Source organism: Rhodococcus sp. Chr-9, from assembly GCF_000801125.1.
Classification (GTDB): Bacteria; Actinomycetota; Actinomycetes; order Mycobacteriales; family Mycobacteriaceae; genus Rhodococcus; species Rhodococcus pyridinivorans.
Window position 1 is genome coordinate 720,555 of sequence record NZ_JTIZ01000122.1, and the last position, 24,313, is coordinate 744,867.

General features: G+C 68.7%; 24 protein-coding genes. 5 read left to right on the forward strand and 19 right to left on the reverse strand.

The features are described 5' to 3' along the window. Positions 1–44: 44 nt before the first annotated feature. Positions 45–1,817, forward strand: coding sequence for a dynamin family protein (locus QR64_RS22500; RefSeq protein ID WP_232333348.1), 1,773 nt, complete (start codon positions 45–47; stop codon positions 1,815–1,817). After that, positions 1,814–3,256, forward strand: coding sequence for a GTPase (locus tag QR64_RS22505; protein ID WP_039587271.1), 1,443 nt, complete (start codon positions 1,814–1,816; stop codon positions 3,254–3,256). The genes QR64_RS22500 and QR64_RS22505 overlap by 4 nt, the downstream gene beginning before the upstream one ends. 13 nt (positions 3,257–3,269) lie before the next feature. On the opposite strand, the gene QR64_RS22510 is transcribed toward QR64_RS22505, so the two are convergent. From QR64_RS22510 to QR64_RS22585, 16 genes are all read right to left on the reverse strand, one after another. Further along, on the reverse strand, positions 3,270–3,632 hold the full coding sequence (locus tag QR64_RS22510) for a hypothetical protein (RefSeq protein WP_084222385.1): 363 nt from the start codon (positions 3,630–3,632) through the stop codon (positions 3,270–3,272). A gap of 89 nt (positions 3,633–3,721) precedes the next feature. After that, a complete protein-coding gene (locus QR64_RS22515; RefSeq protein ID WP_039587273.1) occupies positions 3,722–4,267 on the reverse strand; it encodes an RNA polymerase sigma factor in 546 nt (181 codons plus the stop codon). 104 nt (positions 4,268–4,371) lie between these two features. Next, positions 4,372–5,661 carry a hypothetical protein gene (locus tag QR64_RS22520; RefSeq protein ID WP_039587275.1) on the reverse strand — a complete coding sequence of 430 codons (1,290 nt, stop codon included), beginning with the start codon at positions 5,659–5,661 and terminating at the stop codon, positions 4,372–4,374. A gap of 44 nt (positions 5,662–5,705) precedes the next feature. After that, a complete protein-coding gene (locus tag QR64_RS22525; RefSeq protein ID WP_039587424.1) occupies positions 5,706–7,532 on the reverse strand; it encodes an Hsp70 family protein in 1,827 nt (608 codons plus the stop codon). Positions 7,533–7,635: 103 nt separating this feature from the next. Then, on the reverse strand, positions 7,636–7,953 hold the full coding sequence (grpE, locus tag QR64_RS22530) for a nucleotide exchange factor GrpE (protein WP_033098152.1): 318 nt from the start codon (positions 7,951–7,953) through the stop codon (positions 7,636–7,638). Between the two features lie 40 nt (positions 7,954–7,993). Beyond that, positions 7,994–8,749 (reverse strand): hypothetical protein, encoded by a 756-nt coding sequence (locus QR64_RS25295; RefSeq protein WP_016692262.1) that lies wholly within the window; start codon positions 8,747–8,749, stop codon positions 7,994–7,996. Positions 8,750–8,969: 220 nt separating this feature from the next. Continuing rightward, entirely contained in the window at positions 8,970–9,905 is a 936-nt protein-coding gene (locus tag QR64_RS22540; protein WP_033098153.1) for an energy-coupling factor ABC transporter permease, read from the reverse strand. After that, positions 9,892–10,632, reverse strand: a complete 741-nt coding sequence (locus tag QR64_RS22545; protein ID WP_039587277.1) for an urease accessory protein UreD — start codon at positions 10,630–10,632, stop codon at positions 9,892–9,894. The genes QR64_RS22540 and QR64_RS22545 overlap by 14 nt, the downstream gene beginning before the upstream one ends. Positions 10,633–10,634: 2 nt before the next feature. After that, positions 10,635–11,399, reverse strand: a complete 765-nt coding sequence (ureG, locus tag QR64_RS22550) for an urease accessory protein UreG (RefSeq protein ID WP_039587278.1) — start codon at positions 11,397–11,399, stop codon at positions 10,635–10,637. Then, positions 11,392–12,087: an urease accessory protein UreF gene (locus tag QR64_RS22555; RefSeq protein WP_033098156.1), complete on the reverse strand. Its 696-nt coding sequence runs from the start codon at positions 12,085–12,087 to the stop codon at positions 11,392–11,394. Before QR64_RS22555 ends, ureG begins: the two co-directional genes overlap by 8 nt. Then, positions 12,087–13,787 (reverse strand): urease subunit alpha, encoded by a 1,701-nt coding sequence (locus QR64_RS22560; RefSeq protein WP_039587282.1) that lies wholly within the window; start codon positions 13,785–13,787, stop codon positions 12,087–12,089. The genes QR64_RS22555 and QR64_RS22560 overlap by 1 nt, the downstream gene beginning before the upstream one ends. A gap of 4 nt (positions 13,788–13,791) precedes the next feature. Then, complete coding sequence (ureB, locus tag QR64_RS22565; RefSeq protein ID WP_024100932.1) at positions 13,792–14,121, reverse strand: urease subunit beta; 330 nt, start codon at positions 14,119–14,121, stop codon at positions 13,792–13,794. Positions 14,122–14,133: 12 nt separating this feature from the next. Continuing rightward, positions 14,134–14,436, reverse strand: a complete 303-nt coding sequence (locus tag QR64_RS22570; protein WP_006552043.1) for an urease subunit gamma — start codon at positions 14,434–14,436, stop codon at positions 14,134–14,136. A gap of 253 nt (positions 14,437–14,689) precedes the next feature. Then, entirely contained in the window at positions 14,690–15,868 is a 1,179-nt protein-coding gene (locus tag QR64_RS22575; protein ID WP_039587283.1) for a CaiB/BaiF CoA transferase family protein, read from the reverse strand. After that, complete coding sequence (locus tag QR64_RS22580; RefSeq protein WP_039587284.1) at positions 15,865–17,595, reverse strand: acyl-CoA dehydrogenase family protein; 1,731 nt, start codon at positions 17,593–17,595, stop codon at positions 15,865–15,867. The genes QR64_RS22575 and QR64_RS22580 overlap by 4 nt, the downstream gene beginning before the upstream one ends. Positions 17,596–17,610: 15 nt before the next feature. Further along, positions 17,611–18,930 carry an MFS transporter gene (locus QR64_RS22585; protein ID WP_052227393.1) on the reverse strand — a complete coding sequence of 440 codons (1,320 nt, stop codon included), beginning with the start codon at positions 18,928–18,930 and terminating at the stop codon, positions 17,611–17,613. 183 nt (positions 18,931–19,113) lie between these two features. Here QR64_RS22585 and QR64_RS22590 point away from each other — a divergent pair, with 183 nt between their 5' ends. Beyond that, the gene (locus QR64_RS22590) at positions 19,114–19,992 is read left to right on the forward strand and encodes a LysR family transcriptional regulator (protein ID WP_006552047.1); all 879 of its coding nucleotides are present in this window, start codon (positions 19,114–19,116) and stop codon (positions 19,990–19,992) included. 367 nt (positions 19,993–20,359) lie between these two features. Here QR64_RS22590 and QR64_RS22595 read toward each other — a convergent pair whose 3' ends face one another. Beyond that, the gene (locus tag QR64_RS22595) at positions 20,360–20,659 is read right to left on the reverse strand and encodes a hypothetical protein (RefSeq protein ID WP_039587286.1); all 300 of its coding nucleotides are present in this window, start codon (positions 20,657–20,659) and stop codon (positions 20,360–20,362) included. Between the two features lie 299 nt (positions 20,660–20,958). Here QR64_RS22595 and QR64_RS22600 point away from each other — a divergent pair, with 299 nt between their 5' ends. Then, the gene (locus QR64_RS22600) at positions 20,959–21,804 is read left to right on the forward strand and encodes an alpha/beta fold hydrolase (RefSeq protein ID WP_024100937.1); all 846 of its coding nucleotides are present in this window, start codon (positions 20,959–20,961) and stop codon (positions 21,802–21,804) included. 4 nt (positions 21,805–21,808) lie between these two features. On the opposite strand, the gene QR64_RS22605 is transcribed toward QR64_RS22600, so the two are convergent. Beyond that, a complete protein-coding gene (locus tag QR64_RS22605) occupies positions 21,809–22,210 on the reverse strand; it encodes a TIGR03668 family PPOX class F420-dependent oxidoreductase (protein WP_039587287.1) in 402 nt (133 codons plus the stop codon). A gap of 22 nt (positions 22,211–22,232) precedes the next feature. Next, positions 22,233–23,201, reverse strand: coding sequence for a non-homologous end-joining DNA ligase (gene ligD / locus QR64_RS22610; RefSeq protein ID WP_039587289.1), 969 nt, complete (start codon positions 23,199–23,201; stop codon positions 22,233–22,235). 105 nt (positions 23,202–23,306) lie between these two features. Here ligD and QR64_RS22615 point away from each other — a divergent pair, with 105 nt between their 5' ends. Further along, positions 23,307–24,242 (forward strand): formylglycine-generating enzyme family protein, encoded by a 936-nt coding sequence (locus tag QR64_RS22615; protein ID WP_039587290.1) that lies wholly within the window; start codon positions 23,307–23,309, stop codon positions 24,240–24,242. Positions 24,243–24,313 lie beyond the last annotated feature (71 nt).

Below are 24,313 nucleotides of genomic sequence, written 5' to 3' on the forward strand. Positions count from 1 at the left end.
GAGTGGAGCACGGCCCCGTACCGACCGGTATGTAGTGTCGTCGCGTGTCTCCTGATCCGTCTGTGGCCGACCTGATCGACGGCGCGTGCAAGGTGCTGCGCGCCTACAAGCACGACGAGGTCGCCGACCGCGCCGAACGCAAACTCGCCGACACCGGCCGGCCGACGTCGATCGTGGTGGTGGGGGAGATCAAGCGCGGCAAGAGTCTGCTGGTCAGCGCTCTCATCGGCCGCGACGGCGCCGCTCTCGACGACGTCGAGCACTCGACCGCCGTCGCAACCCGTTTCGTCACCGCCACCGACGATTTCCCGGAGGGCACCGCCGAATTGGTGTTCCCCGACGGGCGCCGGCGCATCGACCGCGCCGAGCTGGGGGAGTGGATCACCACCGGCGGCCGCTACGTCCAGGACCCGACCGTCGAGGCGCTGCCGGTCGCGGCGGTCGTGCCGATCGCGTCCGAGAAGCTCACGAACGCGTCGGTCGTCGACACTCCCGGCATCGGCGGCCTCGACCCCCGGCACGCGGCGATGGCCGCTCACTCCGCCGATCGGGCCGCCGTGCTCGTGCTGGTATGCGATGCGTCGACCCCGCTGACCGAACCGGAGATGCGGTTCCTGCGCGAGAGCGCTGCCGGAGTGGAGAACGTGCTGGTCGTGGTCACCAAGACCGACAAGAACCTCACCCGCTGGGAACAGATCGTCGCGGAGAACCGCCGCGCCGTCGCGGAACACGTCGGCCGCGACATCCCCGTCGTCGCCGTCTCGAGCGTGCGAGCCCTGGCCGCGACCGCGCTACCGCCCTCCCCGGTGCGCGAGCGCAGCCTCGCCTGCTCCGGTCTCCCCGGACTGTGGGGGATGCTCGACGAGCGGGTCGCCGCCGCACGGCACCGCCCCGAAGCCGATGCGCTGCGCGTCGCCCTCGACGGGTTGCGCCGCATCGAAACCGGAATCAGCGACGAACTCTCCGTGGTGCGCGACGGCGAATCCGCGATCCCGGACCTGACCGCCGAGATGGAACGGCTGAAGGGGCTCAAGGACGAGGCGCAGCAGTGGGAACAGCACCTGCAGCGCGACCTCACCCTCGCGCGGCAACGGGCGATCACCCGCCTCGACGAGGAGCTCGCCCGCGTGCGCGAGGACTGGACGACACGCATCAACAAGTCGTCGATGCAGGTGCTGCGGCGCTCCCCGCAGGTGTTCACCGCCCAGATCCAGGCCGACCTGCTCGACGCGATGGCCACCACCGCGCAGGTCTTCCTCGACGACCTCGAGAAGATCGTCACCGACCTCTTCGACGACCCGCAGCAGTGGGAGCACATCCGCGAGATCACCCTCGAGGCGCTGCAGACCGATCCATTGGTGACCGGGGAGGTGGGCTCGAAACGCCAAGGGCTGCTGGATCCGAGCGTGCTGACGATGGGCATGATCGGCACCACCATGCTCGGCGCGGTGATCGGGGCCGGTGCCATCGCCGGCGTCGCCTGGGTGGCGATCAATCTCGGGTTCAAGGCGATGCGCACCGGCAAGACGAACCTGCTGACCTGGCTGCGCGAGACCCTCGCGACCGTGCGGACCGTCACGACCCGCATGCTCGAGGCCGCGATGGCCACCACCCGCCCGGAGATCGTGCTGCGTCGCCGCAAACACCTGCAGGACCGGATCACCGAGTTGCAGAAGCGTATCGACGAGGCCAAGCGCGCCGCGCAGGCGGACGCCGCGACCCGCACCGCGAACATCGAACGACTGGAGAAGAACCTGCGCATCACTCGCGCCCGCATCACCCCGATCGATACGGCTCTGAGGGGAGGTGCCGCATGAGCGCCCCGCACATCCCACCGCAGACCGGGGCACCCGATCCGGTGCACCAGCGCATCGACGCCGCCCTGCACCAACTCGCCGCGCTCGGCGGTGATCTCGTCGCCCACGCCAACCGTATCGGCGCGATCCTGTGGTCACCGCCGCGCATCGTCGTCGTCGGGCGGCTCAAGGCCGGTAAATCCACCCTGGTGAACGCGTTGATCGGGGCGCCGGTCGCCGAGACCGCGGCGCTCGAGGCCACCAATGTCGTCACCGTCTACGAGAACGGTGCGCCCTCCCGCGCCGACGTGGTGTCCACCGATGGCACCCGTCGACCCGTGCCGCTGGCACTCGGCACCACCGTCGACCTCGGCGTCCCGCCGGAGCAGGTCGCGTACGTGCACCGCTACCTGCCCTCCCATGCGCTGAGCACCATCACCCTCGTCGACACCCCCGGTCTGGCGACACTGACCGTCACCAACGCCGCCGCCACCGAGCGCGCCCTGATCGACGGATTCGAGCAGACCCGCTCGGCGTCCGTCGACGCCGACGCGGCGGTGTTCCTGTTCGACTCGATGCCGCGCACCGACGAGGTCGAATTCCTGCAGCGCCTCGGCTTCACTCCGCTGAACACACTCGGAGTGCTGTCGCGCGCAGACGGTTTCGGCCGCGGGGTGCTCGGCAACCGCGATCCGCTCGGACACGCCGCCGAACACGCGAACGTGCTCGCGCGGCGGTTGGCGGGACAGGTCGGCACGGTGGTGCCGGTCGCCGGGTTGCTGGCGCAGACCTCCCACACCGGTGCGTTCACCGACGCCGACGCCCACGCGCTCGTGGCGCTCGCCCCACTGGCCCCGCTGGAGTTGTTCGATCTGCTCGACGCGGATCCCGCCGCGCTGCCGGTGCCGCGCGATCAGGTGTGGCGACTGCTGGAGCTGATCGGGGAGTACGGGCTCGTGCACGCCCGCGCGCAGGCAACGGGTGGGGCGCACCAGGTCAACCAGTGGTTGTCCGGGGTGTCCGGCGTCCATCCGCTGCGAGCGGTGCTCGAACAGTCGTTGCGTCGCTTCGCGGTGCTGCACCGCGCCGGCCGGATCCTCGCCGAACTCGACGCCCTCGTCTATTCGCATCCGGCGCGCGACGCCATCCGGCAGATCGTCTCGGCGCTGCGCACGGACCCGGCGCTGGTGCCGGTGGAGTTGTTGCGGGCGTTGCGATCTCTGCTGCAGGCCGACCCGAGCGCGCCGGCGGTCGACGAACTGGTCCAGGTGCTGCGCGGCGGCACGATCGCCGAGGCGTTGGGGCTGGAGCCGACGGCGTCACCCGAGCAGATCCGAGCGATGGCGCAACAGAAGCTTGTCGCGGTGCAGGCCCAGAGCGTGTCGACGCGGTCGGCGGCGGAGGACACGGCGCTGACAGCGCTGACGCACGCCTATACGGTGATCGTCCGCGGACACTGACCCGGTCGGTGGGTTACGCGCCGAGATCGGGTTCGTCGACGTTGTCGGTGAAGCCGAACGAGGCTGCCTCGTCGTCGGATGAAGCCTCGCCGTTGTCGTCGTCGACAAGGCCGGGGTCGATTCCACCTGCGCTGTCGAGGTCGGCATCGGGGTCGAGGGCAGGATCGAGGTCGACAGAGTCGACGGTGACCGTCTCCGGAACGATCTCGTCGTCGTCCGGGATCAACGAGGTATCGACCGCGGCAGTGCCGGGGTCGGTGGCGATGTCGAGCGCGCGCTCCCAGACCTGATCGGGCAGTTCCGGTAGGTCGGCGAGCACATCGATACCGAGCAGCTCCCCCAGTGAGGGCAGCGGATCGGTCTCATCGCTTGTCATGGGCTCTTCCTTCTTCCCCCGTTGTCCGTCGTCGTCAGGTTGGAGTCGTGTGGGCCCCGGAATGTTCCTGCCACGTCCCAATCTACCGGTCAGGGATCGAGACCGGCGGGATCGAGGCGGGCGGGATCGAGCAGTTCGACGAGTTGTGCTCGCCCCCGGTTGATGCGGGTCTTGACCGTCGCGACCGGCACGTTCTGATGCTGGGCGATCTCGGCGTAACTCATCTGGGCGTATTCGCGGAGCACGACCGCGACGCGGAACTGTTCCGGGAGTCGAGCGAGGGCGTGACGCACCGCGTCGGTGTCGACGACGCGATCGGCCGGTCCCGGCACCGTGGAGGCCCGACCGAGGTCGATCTCGTCGTCGGGGATCTCGCGGCGCTTGCGCACGATCGCCAGCGCGGCGTTGCTCGCGATGCGGTAGAGCCAGGAACCGAAGCGGGAGGTGCCCCGGAATTTGTCGAGGTTCTGCCAGGCGGCGATCAGGGCGTCCTGCAGGGCGTCCTCGGCGTCGTGGCGGTTACCGGTGATCTGTACACATACCGCCCACACCTGGGTGCGCGACGGTTCCACCAGTGCGGCGAACGCGGCCCGGTCGCCGGACCGGCACCGTTCGATCAACTCCGTCTCGTGCATGGCACCCCCATCTGTACGCGGAGTAACCTACCCGGCCGCGTCGCGCAGCGGTCCGGTGACCGCCCTCGGTGTCGTGCACCGACGGTCACCGGACCGCGAGGAGGTCAGTTCTCGCCGAGGCCCATCTCCTCGGCGCGGACGAACTTCACGTACTGAGTGGCCACGCGCTGCGGCACGGTGCGCAGCGTGTCGGAGTCGGGATTCTCGTTGCCGATCGAGCGGAAGCCGGACAGTTCGGCCACGTAGCGGCCGTAGGTCATCAGGCACGCGGCGGCTCGACCGTCGGCGACGTCGCCCGACCAGCAGGTGGTGTTCGGAAGACCTTGCGTCAGCGAGGGGTCCTCGACCAGGTCCGGATACGTCTCGGCCGTGTGTGCAGCGAACGCGTCCTTCAGGACTTCGGCCTCGTCCGGGCCCGCGGTGCGATAGACGACGCTGTTGACCTTCGCGACACGATCGGTGCCGGTCTGCTCGAACACCACCTCGGTGTCGGCTGGAGCGGAGTCGTAGTGCAACCAGCCGTCCGGTCCGTAGACCGCCATGTCGGAGTTACGTGAGTACTCGCTGTCGACGAATCCCACGGCCCGGGCCATCACCTTGTCCAGATCGATGGGCAGCGAGGCGATCTCGTCGGTAGGGGTGGCCGGGAACCGGTCGAGCAGCTCGATCTGCTGTTGCACACCGCGCGTCGCGGTATCGGTGATCCACTCGGTCCCACCGCTGTCGTCGCCGCTGTAGGTGTAGACGACGAACATGCCGCGTGTGGTGAGCGTGCTCAGGGACGTGGTGGCCAGTTCCGGCCAGGAGTAGGTGGTGGCCAGTGTGTCGGGCAGTTCCGGCAGCGTCGTCGGGGTCTCCGGACCGGTGGAGAACGGACCGTCCGCGGGCCCGAGCTTGTACTCGTACAGGGCCTGCGCGGCGCCGGCGGCGTCCTCGGGGGTGGGGAATCGCCAGACGCTGACACCGAACTCGCGGCTGTCGTCGTCGGTGCTCCGGAAGCTGGTGAAGGCGTTGATGATCGAGAATTCTTTCAGGATCTCGTTCTCGCTGCCGGAGAAGATGTTGCCCGTGCCGCCGAGGAACACGCCGTTGGTCGATCCGCCGACGGTGAGGGCCGGGTCGACGGTGTGCGGGTGGACGACGAACTCGGCGAGTCGCTGGCCTTCCACCGCCGGACCGAAATCCTCGGCCGCCATGCCCAGCGCAACGAAATCGCGCGGCTGGGTGTTGTAGTCACCGGTATCGAGCGAGTCGAGATCCACACCGGCAGAGGTCTGTTCGGTCGTGGTCTCGTCGACGACGGTGGCGTCGCTGTCGGACGAGCAGCCGGCCACGGTGACGACGGTGACGGCCGCCAGGGCCAGGGCGAGACGGCCGGTTCGAGGGATGTGCATGAGAAGAGGACTCCTGAAGAGGAAGGCATGGGAGGTAAGGCAGGTCAGGCGTTCCAACCGAGTTCGGCGAGCAGTGCTTCGCCGCGCTCCGTCGTCGTCGAGAACTGCGCGACGAGTCCGGTGGACTTGTCGATGACGGTGAAGTACGAGTTGCCGCCCGGTGGGTGGTCGTAGTCGGCGATACGCGTGCCGTCCGCCGAGACGATCCTGGTGTTGTCGTTCTTGACGTCACGGAGCCGGATGAAGTTCGAGCGTGCGTACTGATCGTCCCGGTACGCCGACACGGATTCGTAGTCGGTGGGCTCCATGCCCAGCGCCTTCCCGAGGTTGGAATTGGGGCTGATCTGGCACCGCACCTGCATGGCACCTTCCGAGGAGAAGCCGGACTTCTCGCACGAACTCGACCCGGTGAGCAACTTGGTCGGCAGCAGTTCGACCACCTCGTCGGTGCTCTCGCTGCGATAGACCGAATCCGATGTCGCCGGGGGCGGTGCTCCGGTGTCCGACCTGTCCTCGGCCACAGCGGGGGCGGCTGCGGCGCCGGCCGCCGCTCCGTCGTCCGCGTCCCCACGGGTGAGTCCGAAGACCGCCCCGGCGGCGACGAGCACCGCCAGCACGGCGGCCCCGGCGATGAGCAGGGGCCGAGACGGCCGTGACCGCTCCACGTCGCGCGTCGGTGCCGGGTTCGGTTGCGCCGCCGGGGTACCCGGACGGGGAACGCCGGGTCGGGGTGCTGCGGGGCGGGGAGTGTCCGGTCGCAGCACCTCGGTGTCGAGGTCGGCGGCGGGTTCGGTGGTGCGTCCGCCGGCGACGAACCCGGCCGCGCCCTTGGCCACGACGGTCTTCGGGTCGTCGAGGGTGGCGATGGATCCGAGTTCGGACAGCCGCCGATGCACGTACGGGATCCGGGAGGAGCCGCCGGTCAGATACAGCGCCTGCAGACTCGACCGGTCCACCCCGGCATCGCGCAGCACCTGGGCGGCGAGCTGCACGCCACGGGTGATCTGCGGTTCGATGAGCTGCTCGAACTCGTCGCGGGTGATGGTGAAGGTCAGATCCGCGCCGTTGCCGGTGACCCGGATCGTCGCCGAGGGATGCTCGGAGAGCAGTTCCTTGGCGCGGCGGATCTGATCGTCGAGGGTGCGACGGGCGTCGAGCCCGTCCGGGGTGCGCAACCACGCCGCCAGATCCGGATCGTCGTCACGCAGGCGTTCGTCGACCCAGCGGGCGACGGTGGCGTCGAGGTTCTTGCCGCCGAGGGTGTTGTCGCCGCCGGCCCGGATGACCTCGAAGGTCCATTCGCTCGTCGCGGTGAGCACGGCGATGTCGAGGGTGCCGCCGCCGAAGTCGAACACCGCGATCGTCGAGCCCTTGACGATCTTCGCGTCGTGCTGGCGCGAGTAGTAGAACGCCGCGGCGCGGGGTTCGGAGATCAGCGAGACGCTGCCGCCGAGTCCGGCCAGGGATGCGGCGTGGCGCAGCACGTCGAGTTCGCGCTGAGACCAGGCCTCGGGGTGGGTGAGCACGACCTCCGCCGGCGGATGGTTGTTGTGCCGGGGTAGCGCCTGGTTGTAGACGGTGCGCAGGACCGAGGCGATGGTGTGGGCGACGGGGACGTCCTGGCCGCGGACCATCACCGACCCGACGGCCACGTGGGTCTTGGGGTAGGCGACGAAGCCGGCCGGGTCCACGGTGGCCTGGTTGATGGCCACGTCGCCGGTGGTGATCGCCCCGGTGTGGTCGACGTACACCGAGGACGGCATGAGGTTGGAGGTGTGGGTCAGCGGCAGTGATTCGACCCGGTCCGGCCCGATCCGGTGCGCCGCCGACGTGTTGGACGTGCCGAAATCGACCGCCAGAACCCAGCTCATCTCGATCGTGCCTTTCGAATGCGAACCCACAAAACCTGCATGGACGGTGCGATGACCGCCGCGGACTTTATAGCGGCGAACGGTCGTCGCCCGGTGGCGGGTGTCACGACGCCCCCGGACTGGGGTACTGCGCCGGCGGAACCTGCACCCGCACCTCGACGTACCGCAGGATCTGCCCCTCGTGACACCAGCCGGGCCGGATCATTGCGGCGACCAGGTTCTCGTCCGCCGGTGCCGCTGCCGGCGTCACCGCCACCGCACGGTGACGGCTCGGATCGAATCGCGTACCGGGCTCGACGGCCAGACGTTCGACCCCCAGATCGGCGAGTCGTGCGGTCGCGGCGGCGCGCTCGGGCCCGTCCGCCGCGACATCCGCCGCCGCGATCAGTTCGTCGATCCGCTCACGGATCTGCGGTGACATCACCTGCTTGCCCTTCGTCTCGGATCGGTCGGAGTGGGTCTCAGACCAGATCGGAACCGGCGTCGGTCGACTCGGAACCGTTGTCGAAGGCCGAGACGTCGACGTAGTCGTCGGCGATGCCGTCGCCGTCGTAGTCCACCGCACCGGAGTGCAGGTCCACCACCACGTCGACCTCGCCGTCGCCGTCCTCGTCGAAGACGGCCAGATCGAGGCGGCCGTCACCGTCGAGATCACCGGCGACGGCGTCGATGTAACCGTCACCGTCGCGGTCGAACTCGATCAGGTCGGCGTTGCCGTCGCCGTCGGAGTCGCTGATCTGCGCGTCGGTCCTGCCGTCGCCGTCGTAGTCCACCAGCGACAGGTCGACCTGTCCGTCGCCGTCCACGTCGACGTCGGCGACGCGGGTGCCGTCACCGAGGGTGTACTCGTCGAGCACGACCGGCTCGGTGGAGGCCGATCCGGAGGTCACGCTCGAGGTGGACTCGGCGTTCTCCGCGGCGGCGCGGTCGGAGGCCGAGGAGGCCGATCCGGCGGAGCTCGACGCACCCGAGTTGCTCGCCGATCCGTAGGACGAGTCCGAGCTCGAGGAGCCGGAGCTGTCGTACCGCTCGTAACGCTCGTAGGACTCGTAGCTCGTCGATCCCGACTGGTCGGACGACGAGGAGCCGTAGGACGAGTTGCCGTCGTAGGAGGACTGCGAGCCGTACGACGAGTCCGCACGGTCGCTGGCGGTGGACTGCGATGCGGCGCGGTCGGCGTTCGAGGAGCTGCTGCCGGGGAAGGAGTTGGTAGCCATGGTGGGTGCCTCTTTCGGTGTCTCGGTGACTGACACAGGTAAGAGAGACCGGGAGGCGGAAAGGTTCCCGCCGAATCGAAAAAATTTCCGAGATTCCTGATCGGCGGTGAAAACGCCAGGTCACGGAGCTGCAACGGTCGGTGATCGTATCGGTTGCGAAACGCCGAACGGTGCGGCCGCATCAGCGACCGCACCGCTCGAAGGGGCTTCGAGAGGACCGTTACGCGCTCTGACGGACCGGCGTGTGACGACCCATCGCGGTGAGGGCGGCGCCGATCACCGCGGTGGCGGCGAGCCCGGCCAGTGCCGCGAGGAATTCGGTGCCACTGAGCGTGCCGTAGTCGGCGAGGCCGGGAAGACCGGCGAAGGCGGCGTCACCGACCGGCAGCGAATAGGCACCGACGATGTGCTCGAGACCGTCCGGACTACCGGACGCGCCGAGAGCCAGCGCACAGGCGCTGACCACGCCCAGACCGCCGATCGCGGCGAGACCACGTCGGACGGCAACAGGAGTGACGGAGGACCGTGCGTCCCACGCGGCGACGCCGGGCGCGAACGCCATCACGGCGCTCAGCACGGCAGCGGTGATGAGGGCTTCACCGAGGCCGATGGTCAGGTGGACCGCAGTCAGATCGCCGATGAACGCTGCTGCGGCGCCGGTTCCGGCGGTCGCCGAGTACGCGACGCCGAGAACTGCGGCACTCACCGGCACGGACAGACCGGCGCCGACGGCGGCGGTGGTCCGCGTCAGCTTCCCGAGGCCGAGTCGCTCGGCGCCGGTACGGACACCGGCGGTGACGAGGACGGGCAGCACCGCCATCAGCAGCACGTTCACCCCGAGGGCGTTGATCCCGCCGTCCCCGAACAGCAATGCCTGCACACCGACGACGGCGGTCATCGCGAGAAGCGCGAGCCGGGGCCCGAGAAGCGCGGTCGCGAGAGCGCCGCCGATGAGATGGCCGCTGATGCCGCCGGCAATGGGGTAGTTGACCATCTGAGCGCCGAAGATCATCGCTGCGGTCGTTCCGGCGAGAAGGGTGTCCCGGCTCGTGATGCGCGGCCGCCCGGCGGTGGCGGCGAGGACGACCGCACCGGTGGCGATCGCCGCGGCGGGCGCGGTGGCGCTCATGGGGAGGAAATGGTCAGGGACGTGCATGGGTGAGACTCCCTTCGAGGGTGGACGGGTGAACGTGTGCGGAGCGCCAGGAGCGCCAGGAGCGCCAGGTCGACTCGAGTGGCGAGGAGTGGGTATCGGCACCGAGGAACCGCAGCAGGCTGCCGGACCCTTCGAGCTGGACGACGCCGTCGCCCTCGGCGCGTCGCCCGTAGGTCGCGATGACGTCGTGCACCCGCGCGGAACCGAGGATCCCGGGCTCGGGGAACGCGCCGTGCGCGTACAACTCCTCGACGAAGAGGGGACGACGATCGAGAGTGACCGAGGTACGGCTGCGGATCGCGCCCCCGGTTTCTCCGTGGCGTCCGAGGACGAGGGTCTCCCGCATGCTCGCGGCGGCATCGGAGGCGAGTTCGATCCGGGTGTCGCGGTGCACGCGGGCGCCGGTGGCGATCACGAACGGGTAGGTGTCCCAGACGAGAGTGCCGCCCTCGGCGACGGTGATCCGCACGTCCCACCGGGACAACCGGTTGTCGGCGTCGTAGGCGACGGTGCCACCGATGTCCTGCAGTTCGAGCGTGCACCCGGCGTCGACGTGGACGTCGACGGTCACCGAGTCACCACCGAGCAACAGCGCGCCGGCGGCGACGAGGGCGACACGCGCGTGGTCCGGACCGACCTCGACCGTGCGGGGGACGAGCATGCCCGCCCGCAGGGCCAGGCGTGCCCGGTCCGGTGCGCGGTCGATACGGATCGTGGTGCGGGACATGATCAGTCGTGCGTGTGTGCGACGGCGTGATCGTGGCTGTGACCGTGACCGTGACCGTGCCCATGGCCGTGATCGTGGTCGTCGTCCTCGTCGGCGTGGAAGTGCGGAGCCATCGGACCGGGATCGACAGGGGTGTGCGACCCGGCGCGGTGGGCCGCCAGCATCTCGCGCACCCAGTCACCGAGCGCCTGCACGGATGCGGCGTCGGTCCGGGACAGCGCCAGCACCGGTCCGCCTTCGCGGGCCTTCTCGGCGTCGGCGACCATCTGCGGCACGTCGACACCCACATAGGGGGACAGATCGGTCTTGTTCACCACGAGCAGGTCGGCGCGGCTGATGCCCGGACCGCCCTTGCGGGCGACGTCGCCACCACCGGCGACATCGAGCACGAAGATCTGCGCGTGGACGAGCGCGGGGGAGAAGGTCGCGGTGAGGTTGTCGCCGCCGCTCTCCACCAGGACGACGTCGAGCGGCGCGAAGTCGCGTTCGAGATCCTCGACGGCCAGCAGGTTCATGGTCACGTCGTCGCGGATCGCGGTGTGCGGGCACGCACCGGTCTCCACCGCGCGGATGCGCTCGGGGTCGAGCACGCCCGCCGAGCGGAGGAAACGGGCGTCCTCGTCGGTGTAGATGTCGTTGGTGATCACGCCGAGCTGCAGCTCGGACGCGAGGGTGCGGCAGATGGTCGCGATCAGCGAGCTCTTGCCCGTGCCGACGGGACCGGCGACGCCGAGACGGAGCGAACGGGTGGTGGTGTGTTCAGGCACGGAACAGCCTTTCTGGAGCGGATGCGTGGGCTTCGGCCCACAATTCGGTCTGGGGACCACCGGTGGCCGGGATGTCCGCCGGATCGGTGAGAGCGGACAGCTCGGCGATGAGCGGTTCGAGATGAGCGCAGGCCTCGAGCGCCCATCGCGAACCGGTGGCCGGGTCGGTGGGGTGCAGTTTGAGGAAGGCCGCGACGATCGCCTGCGCCTCCTCGTACAACACCAGTCGGGCGGTGTCGATCGCCGGGATGCGCGCGAGCGCCGCGATGGCCCCGACGACCAGTCCCCGCGACGGTCGCGGGGTCCGGGCGTCGAGGTCGTCGAGAACGGTGGAGGGCCACAGGTTCCGGGCCAGGCGGAGGTAACCGCGGGCCAGCAACCGGGACGCGTCGCGCTGGGCCGGACCCGGAGTGCGCGCCGCCCAGTGGTCCTCGATCTCGTCGATCCGGAGCGTCAGGGCGGTTCCGGCATCGGAGTCCACCGCGTGCCGGGTCACCACGGCGACACCGGCCTCGACCGCCGCCGAGGTGCGCAACCGCGCGACGAGGAAGCGACGCACCTCGGTCGGCGACATCCCACCCTGGAGCGCCGGTTCGAGCCCGCCCGAGTTGACGTTCCCGCCGACCGGCGCGCGCCCGTCTGCGAGGAGGAGCAGCACTGTGGTGGGGGACAGAGTGTCGGGCAACATCAGAACATCGAATACAGCTGCGCGAGCGGCAGTTCGGTGGCCGGCTCCGGAACGACCCGCTCGCCGTCGATGTCGATGTCGAAGGTGTCGGGACGGATCTCGATGCGCGGCAACACGTCGTTCTGCTTCATGTCGGCCTTGCCGATGTGCCGGGTCGGCCGCAGTGGTAACAGTCTGCGGCGCAACCCGAGTCGTTCTTCCAGACCGTCGTCGAGGGCGGCGGGGGAGACGAACGACACCGATGTGTGCGGGGCGAGCGCATCGCCGAACGCCGGTCGCTGCAGCACCGGCTGCGGCGTGGGAATCGAGGCGTTGGGGTCGCCGAGCGCGGCCCAGGCGATCGATCCGCCCTTGATGACCAGCGACGGCCGGATAGCGAAGAACTTCGGATCCCACAGCACCAGATCGGCCATCTTGTCGACCTCGATCGAACCGAGCTCGTGGTCGACACCATGCGCGATCGCGGGGTTGATCGTGTACTTCGCGATGTAGCGGCGGGCCCGTTCGTTGTCGGCGGGCATGCTGCCGTCGAGCGCCCCGCGCCGATTCTTCATCACGTGCGCGACCTGCCAGGTGCGGGTGACGACCTCACCGATGCGACCCATCGCCTGGGCGTCGGACGAGGTGATCGACAGCGCGCCCATGTCGTGCAGGATGTCCTCGGCCGCGATGGTGGTGGCCCGGATCCGGGACTCGGCGAACGCGAGGTCCTCCGGGACGGCGGGGTTGAGGTGATGGCAGACCATCAGCATGTCGAGGTGCTCGTCGACGGTGTTGATCGTGTGCGGCAAGGTCGGGTTGGTCGAGCCCGGGATGATGTGCGGCAATCCGGCGATGCTCAGGATGTCCGGGGCGTGCCCACCACCGGCGCCTTCGACGTGGAAGGCGTGGATCGAGCGGCCACCGATCGCGGCCAAGGTGCTCTCCACGAAGCCCGCCTCGTTGAGCGAGTCCGAATGCAGCGCGACCTGCAGTCCGTGCTCGTCGGCCGCGCGCAACGCCGCATCGATCGCGGCCGGTGTGGAGCCCCAGTCCTCGTGCACCTTGTACCCGGCGGCACCGGAGAGGGCCTGCTCGCGCAGCCCCTCAGCGGAGACGGTGTTGCCCTTGCCGAGCAACAGCACGTTCACCGGCAGCACGTCGAGCGCGCGGTGCATCTGCATCAGATGCCACGGACCCGGCGTGACGGTGGTGGCCTTCGATCCCTCGGACGGGCCGGTTCCGCCGCCGGCGATGGTGGTGATGCCGGTGGCGAGCGCCTCGACGATCTGCGACGGCGACAGCAGGTGCACGTGCGAGTCGAAGGCGCCCGCGGTAAGGATGCGACCTTCACCGGAGATGACGTCGGTGGACGGGCCGATCTGAAGCTTCGGGTGCACGCCGTCGGCGATGTCCGGGTTGCCGGCGCGGCCGAGGGCGACGATGCGACCGTCGCGGATGCCCACGTCGGCGCGCACGATGCCCCACCAGTCCAGCACGATCACGTTCGTGATGACGGTGTCGGGAGCACCCTCGGCCCAGGTCGTCACACCTTGGGCCATCGATTCGCGGATGGACTTGCCGCCACCGAAGACGGCTTCCTCACCACCGAAGGTGCGGTCCTCCTCGATCTGGATCCACAGGTCGGTGTCACCCAGACGTACCTGGTCGCCCACCGTCGGTCCGTACAGTGCCGCGTACTCGGCGCGTGTGATCTCCACGTTCTCAGTCCTCCTGCTTCCGCACCTGGATGCCGGGTACGACGCGTCGCCCGCGCAGGGCGACGGCGTCCAGTTCGCGGCTGCTGCCGGGTTCGAATCGCTGCGAGGTCCCCGACGGGATGTCCAGGCGGAAGCCCTGCGCGCGTTCGCGGTCGAATTCGAGGGCCGCGTTCGCGTCCGGCAGGTGGATGTGCGATCCGATCTGGATGGGACGGTCACCGGTGTTGAGGAAGACAAGGGTGATGCGCTCGTCGTCGGAGCGATCCGCGTTGAGAGTGAGGGAGCCCTCGGCGACGCGAATCGCTCCGGGTCCCGAAGTCGGTCCGGATGCCATGTCGGGCTCCTTTCAGGAAATCGGGTGGTGGATCGTGACGAGCTTGCGTCCGTCCGGGAAAGTGGCCTCGACCTGCACGTCGGTCAACATCTCGGCGACACCGCCCATGACCTCGTCGCGGGCGAGGACCTCGCGGCCCTTCACCATGAGGTCGGCGACATCGGCGCCTTCGCGTGCCCGTTCGATCACCCAGGTGGACAACAGGGCAACGGCTTCGGGATAGTTCAGTCGGACGCCGCGGTCCCGCCGGTCGCGCGCCACCATGCCGGCGACGGCCAGAAGGAGTTTCTCGGTGTCGGCGGGAGTCAGCTGCATGTATCGTTCTTTCGTGCGAGTCGGCGGTCGTGCAATCGATGCCGATCATGCGCGGCTCTTGTTTCGCGGACGTTACCCCCGCGTATCGCGGAGAAATCCGGACGCGTCGACCTCAGAAGTGCTGCCGCACTGAGTGAACGCGACAACCCCCGGACCGAGATGTCTCCGCTCCGGTTCGGGTCCGAACAGCGCTGCGGCCGTCTCCGATCGATCGGAAACGGCCGCAGGTCAGCGACATTCGAGACGTTCGTCGCTAGGACGGAACGGAGACCTCCTGATATCCTGTAAGGATCTCGTCGGTGTGTTCCCCGTGCAGCGGTGGCGCCGACCGCAGCGGCGGTCGTGCCCCACCGAAATTGACCGGGAAAGCGATCTGTTCGAGAGGCCCGGACGCATGGTCGACGGTGCCGACCATGCCGATCGCGGCGGTGTGCGGATCGCTGTAGATCTCGTCGAGATGCCGGATGGGGGAGACCGGCACGCCGTGGTCTTCCAGGACGCGGCACCAGTGCTGCACCGTCCCGGTCGCGAACGCCGCGGTGAGGACCTCGTCGAGTTCGCTGCGATGCTCGATACGATCACGATTGCGGACGAACCGCACATCGGTCGCAAGTTCCGGTCTTTCCAGTGCCGCGCACAGCTTCTCCCACAGTCCGTCGTTCCCGACCGCGACGACGAAGTGGCCGTCGCTCGCCGGATACGCCTGATAGGGAGCGAGATTGGGGTGCGCGGAGCCCAGGGCATGCGGGCGCTCCCGGGTGGCGAAATAGTTTGTGGCCCAGTTGACGTGCATCGCCAGCTGGCATTCGAACAACGACGTGGTGACGTACTGGCCGCGACCGGTGCGAGTGCGTTCGACCAGCGCGGCGAGCACCCCGATCACCCCGAACAGTGCCGCACCGAGATCACCCATCGCGTACCCGGCCTTCATCGGCGCTCCGTTCGGTTCCCCGGTCAGCGACATCAGACCACCGGCGGCCTGGGCGACCATGTCGTAGCCGGGCTGGTCGGCCAACGGCCCCTCGTCACCGAAGGCCGAGATGTGCAGCACGATCAGGTGCGGATACTGCTCGGACAGGGCGCGGTAGTCGAAGATCTTCTGCAGACCGCTGCCGGGCTTGAAATTCTCGACCACGACGTCGGCGTCGGCGAGCATTCGCTGCACGATCCGCTGCCCTTCCTCGGATTTGAGGTCGATGGTCACCGACTTCTTGCCGCGGTTGACCGCGAGGTAGTAGGTGGCGTCGTCGCCGACGAAGGGCGGCCCCCACACCCGGGTGGGGTCGCCACCCTCGGGGTGCTCGACCTTGGTGACATCGGCGCCGAGGTCGGCGAACGACATGGTCGCGTACGGTCCGGCGAGGATCTTCGACAGGTCGAGGACCTTGACGCCGGCGAGCGGGGCGGGGCCGGTAGCGGGCTTCGCAGTCATCTTAGTGCTCCTGTCAGTGCAGTCGGTGCCGCATCGGCGGCGGTGCTCGGTGCCGCAGCGGCGGCGACGGACGGGTCGACGTCGGTGCCGTCGGCGATCGCGGCGAGGTGGACGAGAGCGACGGCATTCGGCTCATCGGCCAGGCCGTCCAGGTAGGCGTGGGCGACGAGCAACGACCGGTGGCCGAAACCGTGTTCGATGCGGTGCGACGCCAGGTCCACGAGCAGGGTGGCCATCACCGTCTGTGCGAGATCGTCGGTGTAGGCGGCGCAGCGGGTCTGCGCGTGCGCGTCGTCGTCGGCGAGCAGGTCTTCGCCGCGCGCCTCGAGCACATCCCACCGTTCCCGCAGTGCCGCGACGACCGGGGCGCATTCCGGATGCGCCGCGTCGAGCAGTGTGCGCTGCGCGTCGGCGAGGACCCGGTGCGCGCCGTTCTTGCGCATGGACCGGAGTACGTCGAGCGCGATGACGTTGCTCGAACCCTCCCAGATCGATCCGAGATGCGAGTCGCGGACGAGGCGGGCGAAAACGCGGTCCTCGATATAGCCGCTGCCCCCCCGGATCTCCATCGCCTCACCGGTGACGGTGCGGGCACGTTTGCAGATGTAGTGCTTGGCGACGGGCGTGAGGATCCGGACGACACCGCGGGCCTGCTCGTCGCCCTTGTCGGCACGGTCGAGGGTCGCACCGCTGTAGGCGACGAGCGCGAGCGCGGCCTCGGCGTCGAGCAGCAGCGGCAGCAGGGTGGCGCGCATGAGCGGCTGATCGAACAGGGACTTCCCGAAGACCTCCCGCTCCCTCGTGTGAGCGACGGCGTCGCGCACGGCGCGCCGGATCAGGGCACTCGAGCGCATCGCGTTCGACAGGCGGGAGGTGTTGAGCATCTCCGTCATCTGCCGGAATCCACGGTCGAGGTCGCCGACCTGCAGCGCGTACGCGCTGTGCAGGGTGATCTCACCACTGGGCATCGATCGCGTGCCGAGCTTGTCCTTGAGCCGGTCGATCGTGTACGAGTTCCGGCTGCCGTCGGGAAGTTGCTTGGGCAGCATGAACATTCCCACCCCGCGGGTCGAGTTCTCGTCGCCGCCGGGGAACCGGGCCAGGGTGATCACGACGTCGGCGTCCGGGTTGGAGGCGAACCACTTACGTCCGGTCAATCGCCATGTGGTGCCGTCGAATTCGGCCCGGGTCTCGGTCTTCGCGATGTCCGTTCCCGCCTGGGTCTCGGTCATGAACATCGCCCCCGTCAGAGCGGTGGCCGGATCGGTGGAGGTCAGGCCGTCGATCCACGGGCCGAACACCTCGGGGTCGCCGAACATCCGCAGGGTGCGCGCGGCGGCATCGGTCATCGACACCGGGCAGGCGAGGCCGAACTCGGCCTGCACGAACAGATATGACGCGAGGTACTTGACGAGATGCGGGGGCGTGTCCGTCCAACCGTGGATCGGGCGGTGCGACAGTGCCGAGAGACCGTATTCGCTGTAGGCGGCGCGGCACAGTTCGAGATAGGCGGGGTGGTACTCGATGCGGTCGATGCGCTCGCCGTCGGGGTCGTACCGGTGCAGCACCGGCGGATGGGCGTTCGCCGTGGCCGCGAGCGCGTCGAGACGGTCGGCGGCATCGGCACCCAGGCGCGCGAGGAGACGGTCGGTGAGCGGCCGGTGGGCGTCGGAGATCCAGCGGTCGAGTACCGCATGCAGGGCCGGGTCGGTATGGGCGTAGTTCATGGTCGTCCGTTCGTGTCAGGAGGCGTCGGCCGTCGTCCGGGCGGGGGCGGGGGGTGGTTCGTCGGGCTCGGTGGTGGTCGGTGAGCGTTTGAGCAGGGCGGTCATGCAGATCAGGGAGATCAGCACGTATCCGATCCCGAGGCCGACGACCGGCCAGATCGAGTCGGTGCGGTTGAGGAGGAACTGGCTCGCCATCGGGGCGGTGCCGGCGAAGATCGCCGTCGAGATCTGGTACGACAACGAGATGCCGGTGTAGCGCACGTGGGTGGGGAAGATCTGCGCGAGGATGCCGGCCAGCGCCGAGTAATACATCGCGTGCGGCGCGGTGGCGAGCACCATGCCGATGATCGCCCAGGTGAGCGAGCCGGTGCGGATCAGCACGAACATCAGTGGCAGGACGACGAGTTCGGGTCCGAGCATCCACAGCACCGCCCGTCGCGCGTCGATCCTGGTGGCGAGAACCGCCCCGAAGGGTTGGACGAGCACCTGCGCGACCAGCGCGAGGGTGATCACGAGCAGAAAGTCCGATCGGGTGAACCCGAGATCGGTGGTGGCCCAGGCGAGGGCGAAGGTCGTCTTGACGTAGGTGATCGCGACACCCGCCACCACGGCACCGACACCGAGGAGCAGCGCCGCCGGATGGGAGCGCAGGACCTCGACGAGCGGCAGTTTCGTGCGTTCCTGGGCGGCCGCGGCGACGCGCATCTCGGGCGTCTCCTGGATCCGCACGCGGATGTAGAGGGCGACGATCACCAGCGCGGCGGACGCCAGGAACGGAATACGCCAGCCCCAGCCCTCGAAGGTCGCGTCGGACATCGCGGTGAGTCCGAGGAAGGAAAGAGTGGCAAGGAGATTGCCCACCGGCGAACCCTGCTGGGCGAAGGCACCGTAGAGAACCTTCTTGCCGGGTGGGGCGAACTCGGTGGCGATGAGGACTGCTCCGCCCCATTCGCCGCCCATCGCGATGCCTTGCAGCACTCGCAGGGCGACGAGGAGGATAGGCGCCCAGATTCCGATCTGGTCGTAGGTGGGCAGCAGGCCCACGCCGACGGTGCCGGCGCCCATGAGCGCGAGGGTGATGATGACCGCGTTCTTGCGGCCGAAGCGGTCACCGAAGTGGCCGAAGATGATCCCGCCGAGAGGGCGGGCGATGAAACCGACCGCGAAGGTCGCGAAGGCGGCGAGCGTGCCGACGGCGGGGGAGGCGTCGGGGAAGAACAGCGCCCCGAGCACGAGGGCGGACGCGGTGCCGTAGATGTAGAAGTCGAACCATTCGATGGTGGTGCCGACGAAGGCGGTGACACCGGCGCGTCGTGCTGCCCGGGTGTCGTGCATCGGGCGTGGCGGCGGGGGCGCGGTGTGCTCTGACGAAGTATTCACGCTGCACTTCCGAAGGCGTCGAGCGGACTCGGTCCGCGGATGAATGAGTCGTGGATCACTATCACCGGCGCAACCGTGTAAAGTCCAAGACCTAATCGAGCACGATTGTGTAGATCAACCGACAAAATTGAGGCCGGCATGGAACTTCGGCAACTGCAGGCCTTCCTGGCGGTGGCCGAGGAGTTGCACTTCGGACGCGCAGCGGAGCGACTGCACATCGCCCAGTCGCCGCTCAGTCAGACGATCCGCGCGCTCGAACGCGAACTCGGCGCCGAGCTGTTCGCCCGCACCACCCGCTCGGTGCAACTCACCGCGGCCGGTGAATCGCTGCTCGGACCCGCACGCGTGATCGCCGCGCAGATCGAGATCGCCCGGACCGTCGTGCGGTCGACGGCCTCGGGAGTCACCGGGGTGGTGAGCGTCGGGTTCGGCGGCGCGAGCGGATACACGGTGATCTCGCAGCTGACCCGGCTGCTCGAGGAGCGTTGTCCCGGCATCGAGCTGGATCTGCGTCCGCAGACCTACACGGGGGAAGTGCTCGATCTCGTCTCGCAAGGACTGCTCGACATGGGGATCGTCGGCCTCCCGGTGCCCCGGGACGTCGCCACCGAGACGGTGCGGCAGGAATCGCTCATGGTCGCGCTGCCGGCCGACCATCGGCTGGCGGCGCGGGAGGAACTCGATGCCGCCGATCTGACCGGCGAGCGGTTCGTCGTGTATCCCGCCGCCCACGGGTCGAGCGTGCGGGAGATGACCTTCACGGTGTGTCACTCCGCCGGATTCACCCCGGTGATCGCCCGGGAGGCGCCGGATCCCTACAGCCTGCTGGCCCTCGTCGGAGCCGGGGTGGGGGTAGCGGTCGTCGTCGCGTCGACCACCGACATCACCGTGACGGGCGTGCGATACGTCCCGCTGCGGAACAGTCCGGTGCTGCCGATCGCGCTCGCGTGGCGCCGCGACAACCCGGCACCGGCGGTCCGGCGGGTGGTGGATGTGCTGCGCGCCCATGTGAACTGACCGCTGCCGCGCCCTGGTATCTGCCCTGCGGGTAGTGCGGGCGTGCCAAGGTGGAAGGCACCCTCGAAGGGCCCGACGCTCGAGCGGAGGAGGTGACCCGACGGTGCCTGTGCCCGCATGGGTCATGCGGGACGGAAAGTCAACGGTTGACGGACGTCGAGTGCTGCAGGTTACATCTTATCGGTAAGCCATTGAGGCCGGAGCGTCGTGTTCGGCGCGGCGACTGCGCCATTGCCGGACACCGACGACCGACAACAGCACACCCAGGACGATCTCGATCGTGGCTCTCGACGTCGACGAGCCGTCCTGCAAACTCGTCGAGAAGGTGCCTCGCTCGCGGCAATCGACAGGACTGATGCGCTGACAACTACCGACTCACAAGGACCGTTCGGGCACGGTCGAGCACAGTGTTCAGCGCACGTTCCGCGGCGACACGGTCGGCCGGATAGACGGCCTCCCAGATACCGGACGTCAGCTCCTCGATGCGATGTTCGATCCTTGCCACGGTTTCTCGTCCGGATTCGCTGAGCCGGTCGTAGCGGATCAGGCCCCGAGCGATCAGGGAATCGACGACCTCCGCAGTGTCCGGTGCGTAGGTGGTGTCGTGGAGCAGAGCGTTGAGAGTCTTCTCGGTGGGGCCGATGAGTTGTGGTCCGAGAGCGATCACGGTTCCTCCAGGAGTGTCGGTGTGCGGACAGCACCTCGAGTCGACTCGAGGTCGATACGCGATGCCATATGGCCGGTCGGTTCTGTAGACCTCGACGGCCGGACCGATGAGATCGAGGAGTTGCTCCGGTCTGTCCTTTCAACGCCACCACTCGTGGCCACTGTCGTGGACTTCGTTCACGCAAATTCGGACAAGACGGAACCCGATCGAGAAGGAGACGAGACCATGGGACATCGACCGCGGCTCGACGGCACCCGCTACGAGGACTCGACCTTGCACACCGGAAGCTCGAGCGAGTCATGACCACCATCAGCGCCAACGGGGTCGACCTCGGCGTCGAGTTCTTCGGCGACGATGACGCACCACTCGTCCTGCTCGTCGGCGGCACGACGATGCTCTCGTGGCCCGACGAACTGTGCACACGGCTCGCCGCGGGTGGGCGTCGTGTCGTGCGATACGACCTGCGGGATTGTGGGGAGTCGACGACGAAGGACCCGGACGCGCCCGGCTACACCCTGCGCGACCTCGCCGACGATGCGGCAGCCCTCGTCGACGCGCTCGATGGCAGGCCGGCGCATCTCGCGGGTATCGGCGTCGGCGGCATGGTCGCCCAAGTCGCCGTGCTCGACCATCCCGACGCATTCCGGGCACTGACTTTGGTCGGGACACGTCCGGTAGCACCGGGCCCGTGCGATCCCGACCTTCCCGATCACGACGCGGCGACGATGAAGCGGGTGTTCGCGCTCCCGATGCCCGACTGGGCCGATCGCACGGCCGTGGCGGAGTTCGCGGCTACCGGCGCCGCGGTCCTCGGCAACGATCCGGACGCCGCGCGCGTGGTTGCCGGGCGCATCTGGGACCGCACCCCGAACGACGAGCCGTCGGTCCAGGCCGCGAATCAGCTCGGAACGGTCTTCGCCGGACTCGATTGCACGCCCCGCTGGCGAGAACGCTTGCCCCAGGTCGACGTCCCGACTCTCGTCGTGCACGGTCGCCGGGATCCGTTCTTCCCCGTCGGCAACGGAGAAGCCATCGCACGCGAGATCCTGGGAGCGCGGTTGCTCGTCCTGGACGATGCCGGCACCGCGGTCCCCGTTGCGGCGGTCGACGAGATCGCCGAGGCGATGCTCACGCTGGACCGGTAGTTGCTCACGCCGACCAGGACCGCCAGCGCAGCCTGTCGATGGTGATCACCGGTCCGGGTGGTCGTTTCGCCTGGTACTGCGAGTATTTGCGGACGAGAGCGCCGATGCCCGCAGTTCCTTCGGGAGTATCGGCGTCGTGGACCGTGGCGATGCCGTCGATGCGGACCCACCACAGCTGCGACCAGTCGTCGCTGTAGTGGTCGACGAGCACGCACACCCGCGGGTTCTCTGCGATGTCGGCGAGGCGACGTAGGCGCCGGGTGGATTTGGGTTTGTCGTCGACGCACGTGTGGATCACGTCGCTGTCGAGCGCGAACACGATCGGAACGAGGTGCGGCGCGCCCGATCCGTCGGCGGTGGCGAGGCGGGCCACTCGGGCATCGGCGACACTGCGACGGAGGTCCATGCGCCTCACGGTAACCGGAAGGTCAGTGTCGGCCGGGGAGATCGACCTCCGGCACCGTCTTGTCGGTGCGTAGTCCTCGCCAGCTCGGATGCCGCAGGCTTCCGCCCGCGTACTCCCGGTACTCGACCTCTCCGACGAGGATGGGCTCCACCCAGTGGGCGCCGTGGGTCTCCCGTGCCGGCGGCGCAACCGCCAGTGGGGTCGTCGGTCGTTCCAAGGGACGCAGCTGCGATCGCAACTCACGTCGGGTCGCGGCGGTGAATCCCGTCCCGACCCGGCCGATGAACACCAACCGTTCCTCGTCGTCGTGCGCGCCGAGCAGCAGTGAACCGATGCCGCCGGCAGCCTTGCCGGATCCGGGGAGCCACCCGACGACGACCACCTCGGTGTTCCGACGCAGCGGCGTCTTGATCCAGCCGTCGCTGCGGGTCCCGGGTAGATACGGTGCGTCCGGGTCCTTGGCGACGATCCCTTCGAGGCCGTGTTCGCGCGCGACCGTAAGCATGGTCGGTGCGTCGACATCGGTCCAGTACGGCGACAGCTGAACCCGAGGTCCGGGGACGATCAGATCGTCGAGGACGGCCCGGCGCTCCAGATAGGACAACTCCGTCGTGGACTGTCCGTCGAGAGCGAGGACGTCGAACAGGTAGATCAGCACCGGTAGCTCGGCGCGTAGCTCCTCGGTGCGACGGTGGACGTGCATGCGGCGCTGCAACCGGGCGAAGGACGGCCGCCCTTCGGAATCGAGGGTGACGATCTCGCCGTCGACGATGCAGTCCCGGCCGTCCGTCGCAGTGGTGAGCGGGTGGGGGAGTTCGGGGAAGCTCCGGGTGATGTCGTTGCCGGTGCGGCTGGTCAGCCGGCACTGCCCGTCGGTCACCGTGGCGAGGGTGCGCTGGCCGTCCCATTTCATCTCGAACGCCCAGTTCCCGGTCGGCGGCGGACCGAGGGTCGCCAGCATCGGGGACAGTTCCGTCGTCGTGGAGGGCATGTCCCGAGTCTGCGGTACGGGGCCGGGGCGGGACGGGAGAATGCGCGGTCTCGTCGCGTCGGTGCGTCCCTCGCGCCCCGACCCGGGCCGTGCGAGGCTGACGTCATGACGCGTGCTGCGACACAGAACATGACTCTCATCGCCGGAGGCATGTTCTGGATGGGGTCGGAGGATTTCTATCCGGAGGAGCGACCGGTCCACCAGGTGACGGTCGACGGGTTCTGGATGGACACGCACCCGGTGACCGTCGCCGAGTTCCGGCGCTTCGTGAAGGACACCGGATACGTCACCACCGCGGAGGTCGCGCCGGACCCCGCCGATTATCCGGGCGCCGATCCGTCCCTGCTCGTGCCCGGCTCGCTCGTGTTCACGCCGCCTCCGGGGCCGGTACCGCTCGATGACTACACGAGGTGGTGGTCGTTCGTCCCGGGCGCGAACTGGCGTCATCCCGAAGGGACGGGGAGCACCGTCGGCGGGCGGGAACGCCATCCCGTCACCCACGTGTCGTGGTTCGATGCCCGCGCCTACGCCGAGTGGGCCGGCAAGGAACTGCCGACCGAGGCCGAATGGGAGTTCGCCGCCCGCGGCGGACTCGACCGCACGGCCTTCACATGGGGCGACGAGCACGAACCGAAGGGCCGGCCCGGCGGGAACGTCTGGCAGGGCGAATTCCCGTGGCAGAACGTCGAAACGGACGGATTTGCCGGAACCTCACCTGTCGGACACTTCCGGCCGAACGGATACGGGCTCCACGACATGGCGGGCAACGTGTGGGAGTGGACCGCCGACTACTTCACCGCGAACCATGCTTCGAGCGGCAAGAACGTCGCGCCGGCGTCGTCGTGCTGCATCCCGACGAATCCCCGCGTCGACAAGGCCGAACACGATCCGCGCGAGGCGTATCCGCGCCGTGTCATCAAGGGCGGATCGCATCTGTGCGCCCCGAACTACTGCCTGCGGTACCGACCCGCGGCCCGTCAGGGTGACACCGAGGAGACCGCGACGTGCCATATCGGATTCCGCTGCATCATTCGCCCGTAACAGGGCAGGTTTCACCCTGATCAGGGGTGTGTGCGGCCCGATACCGGTGGTGTACTGGGAACGGATGGGGT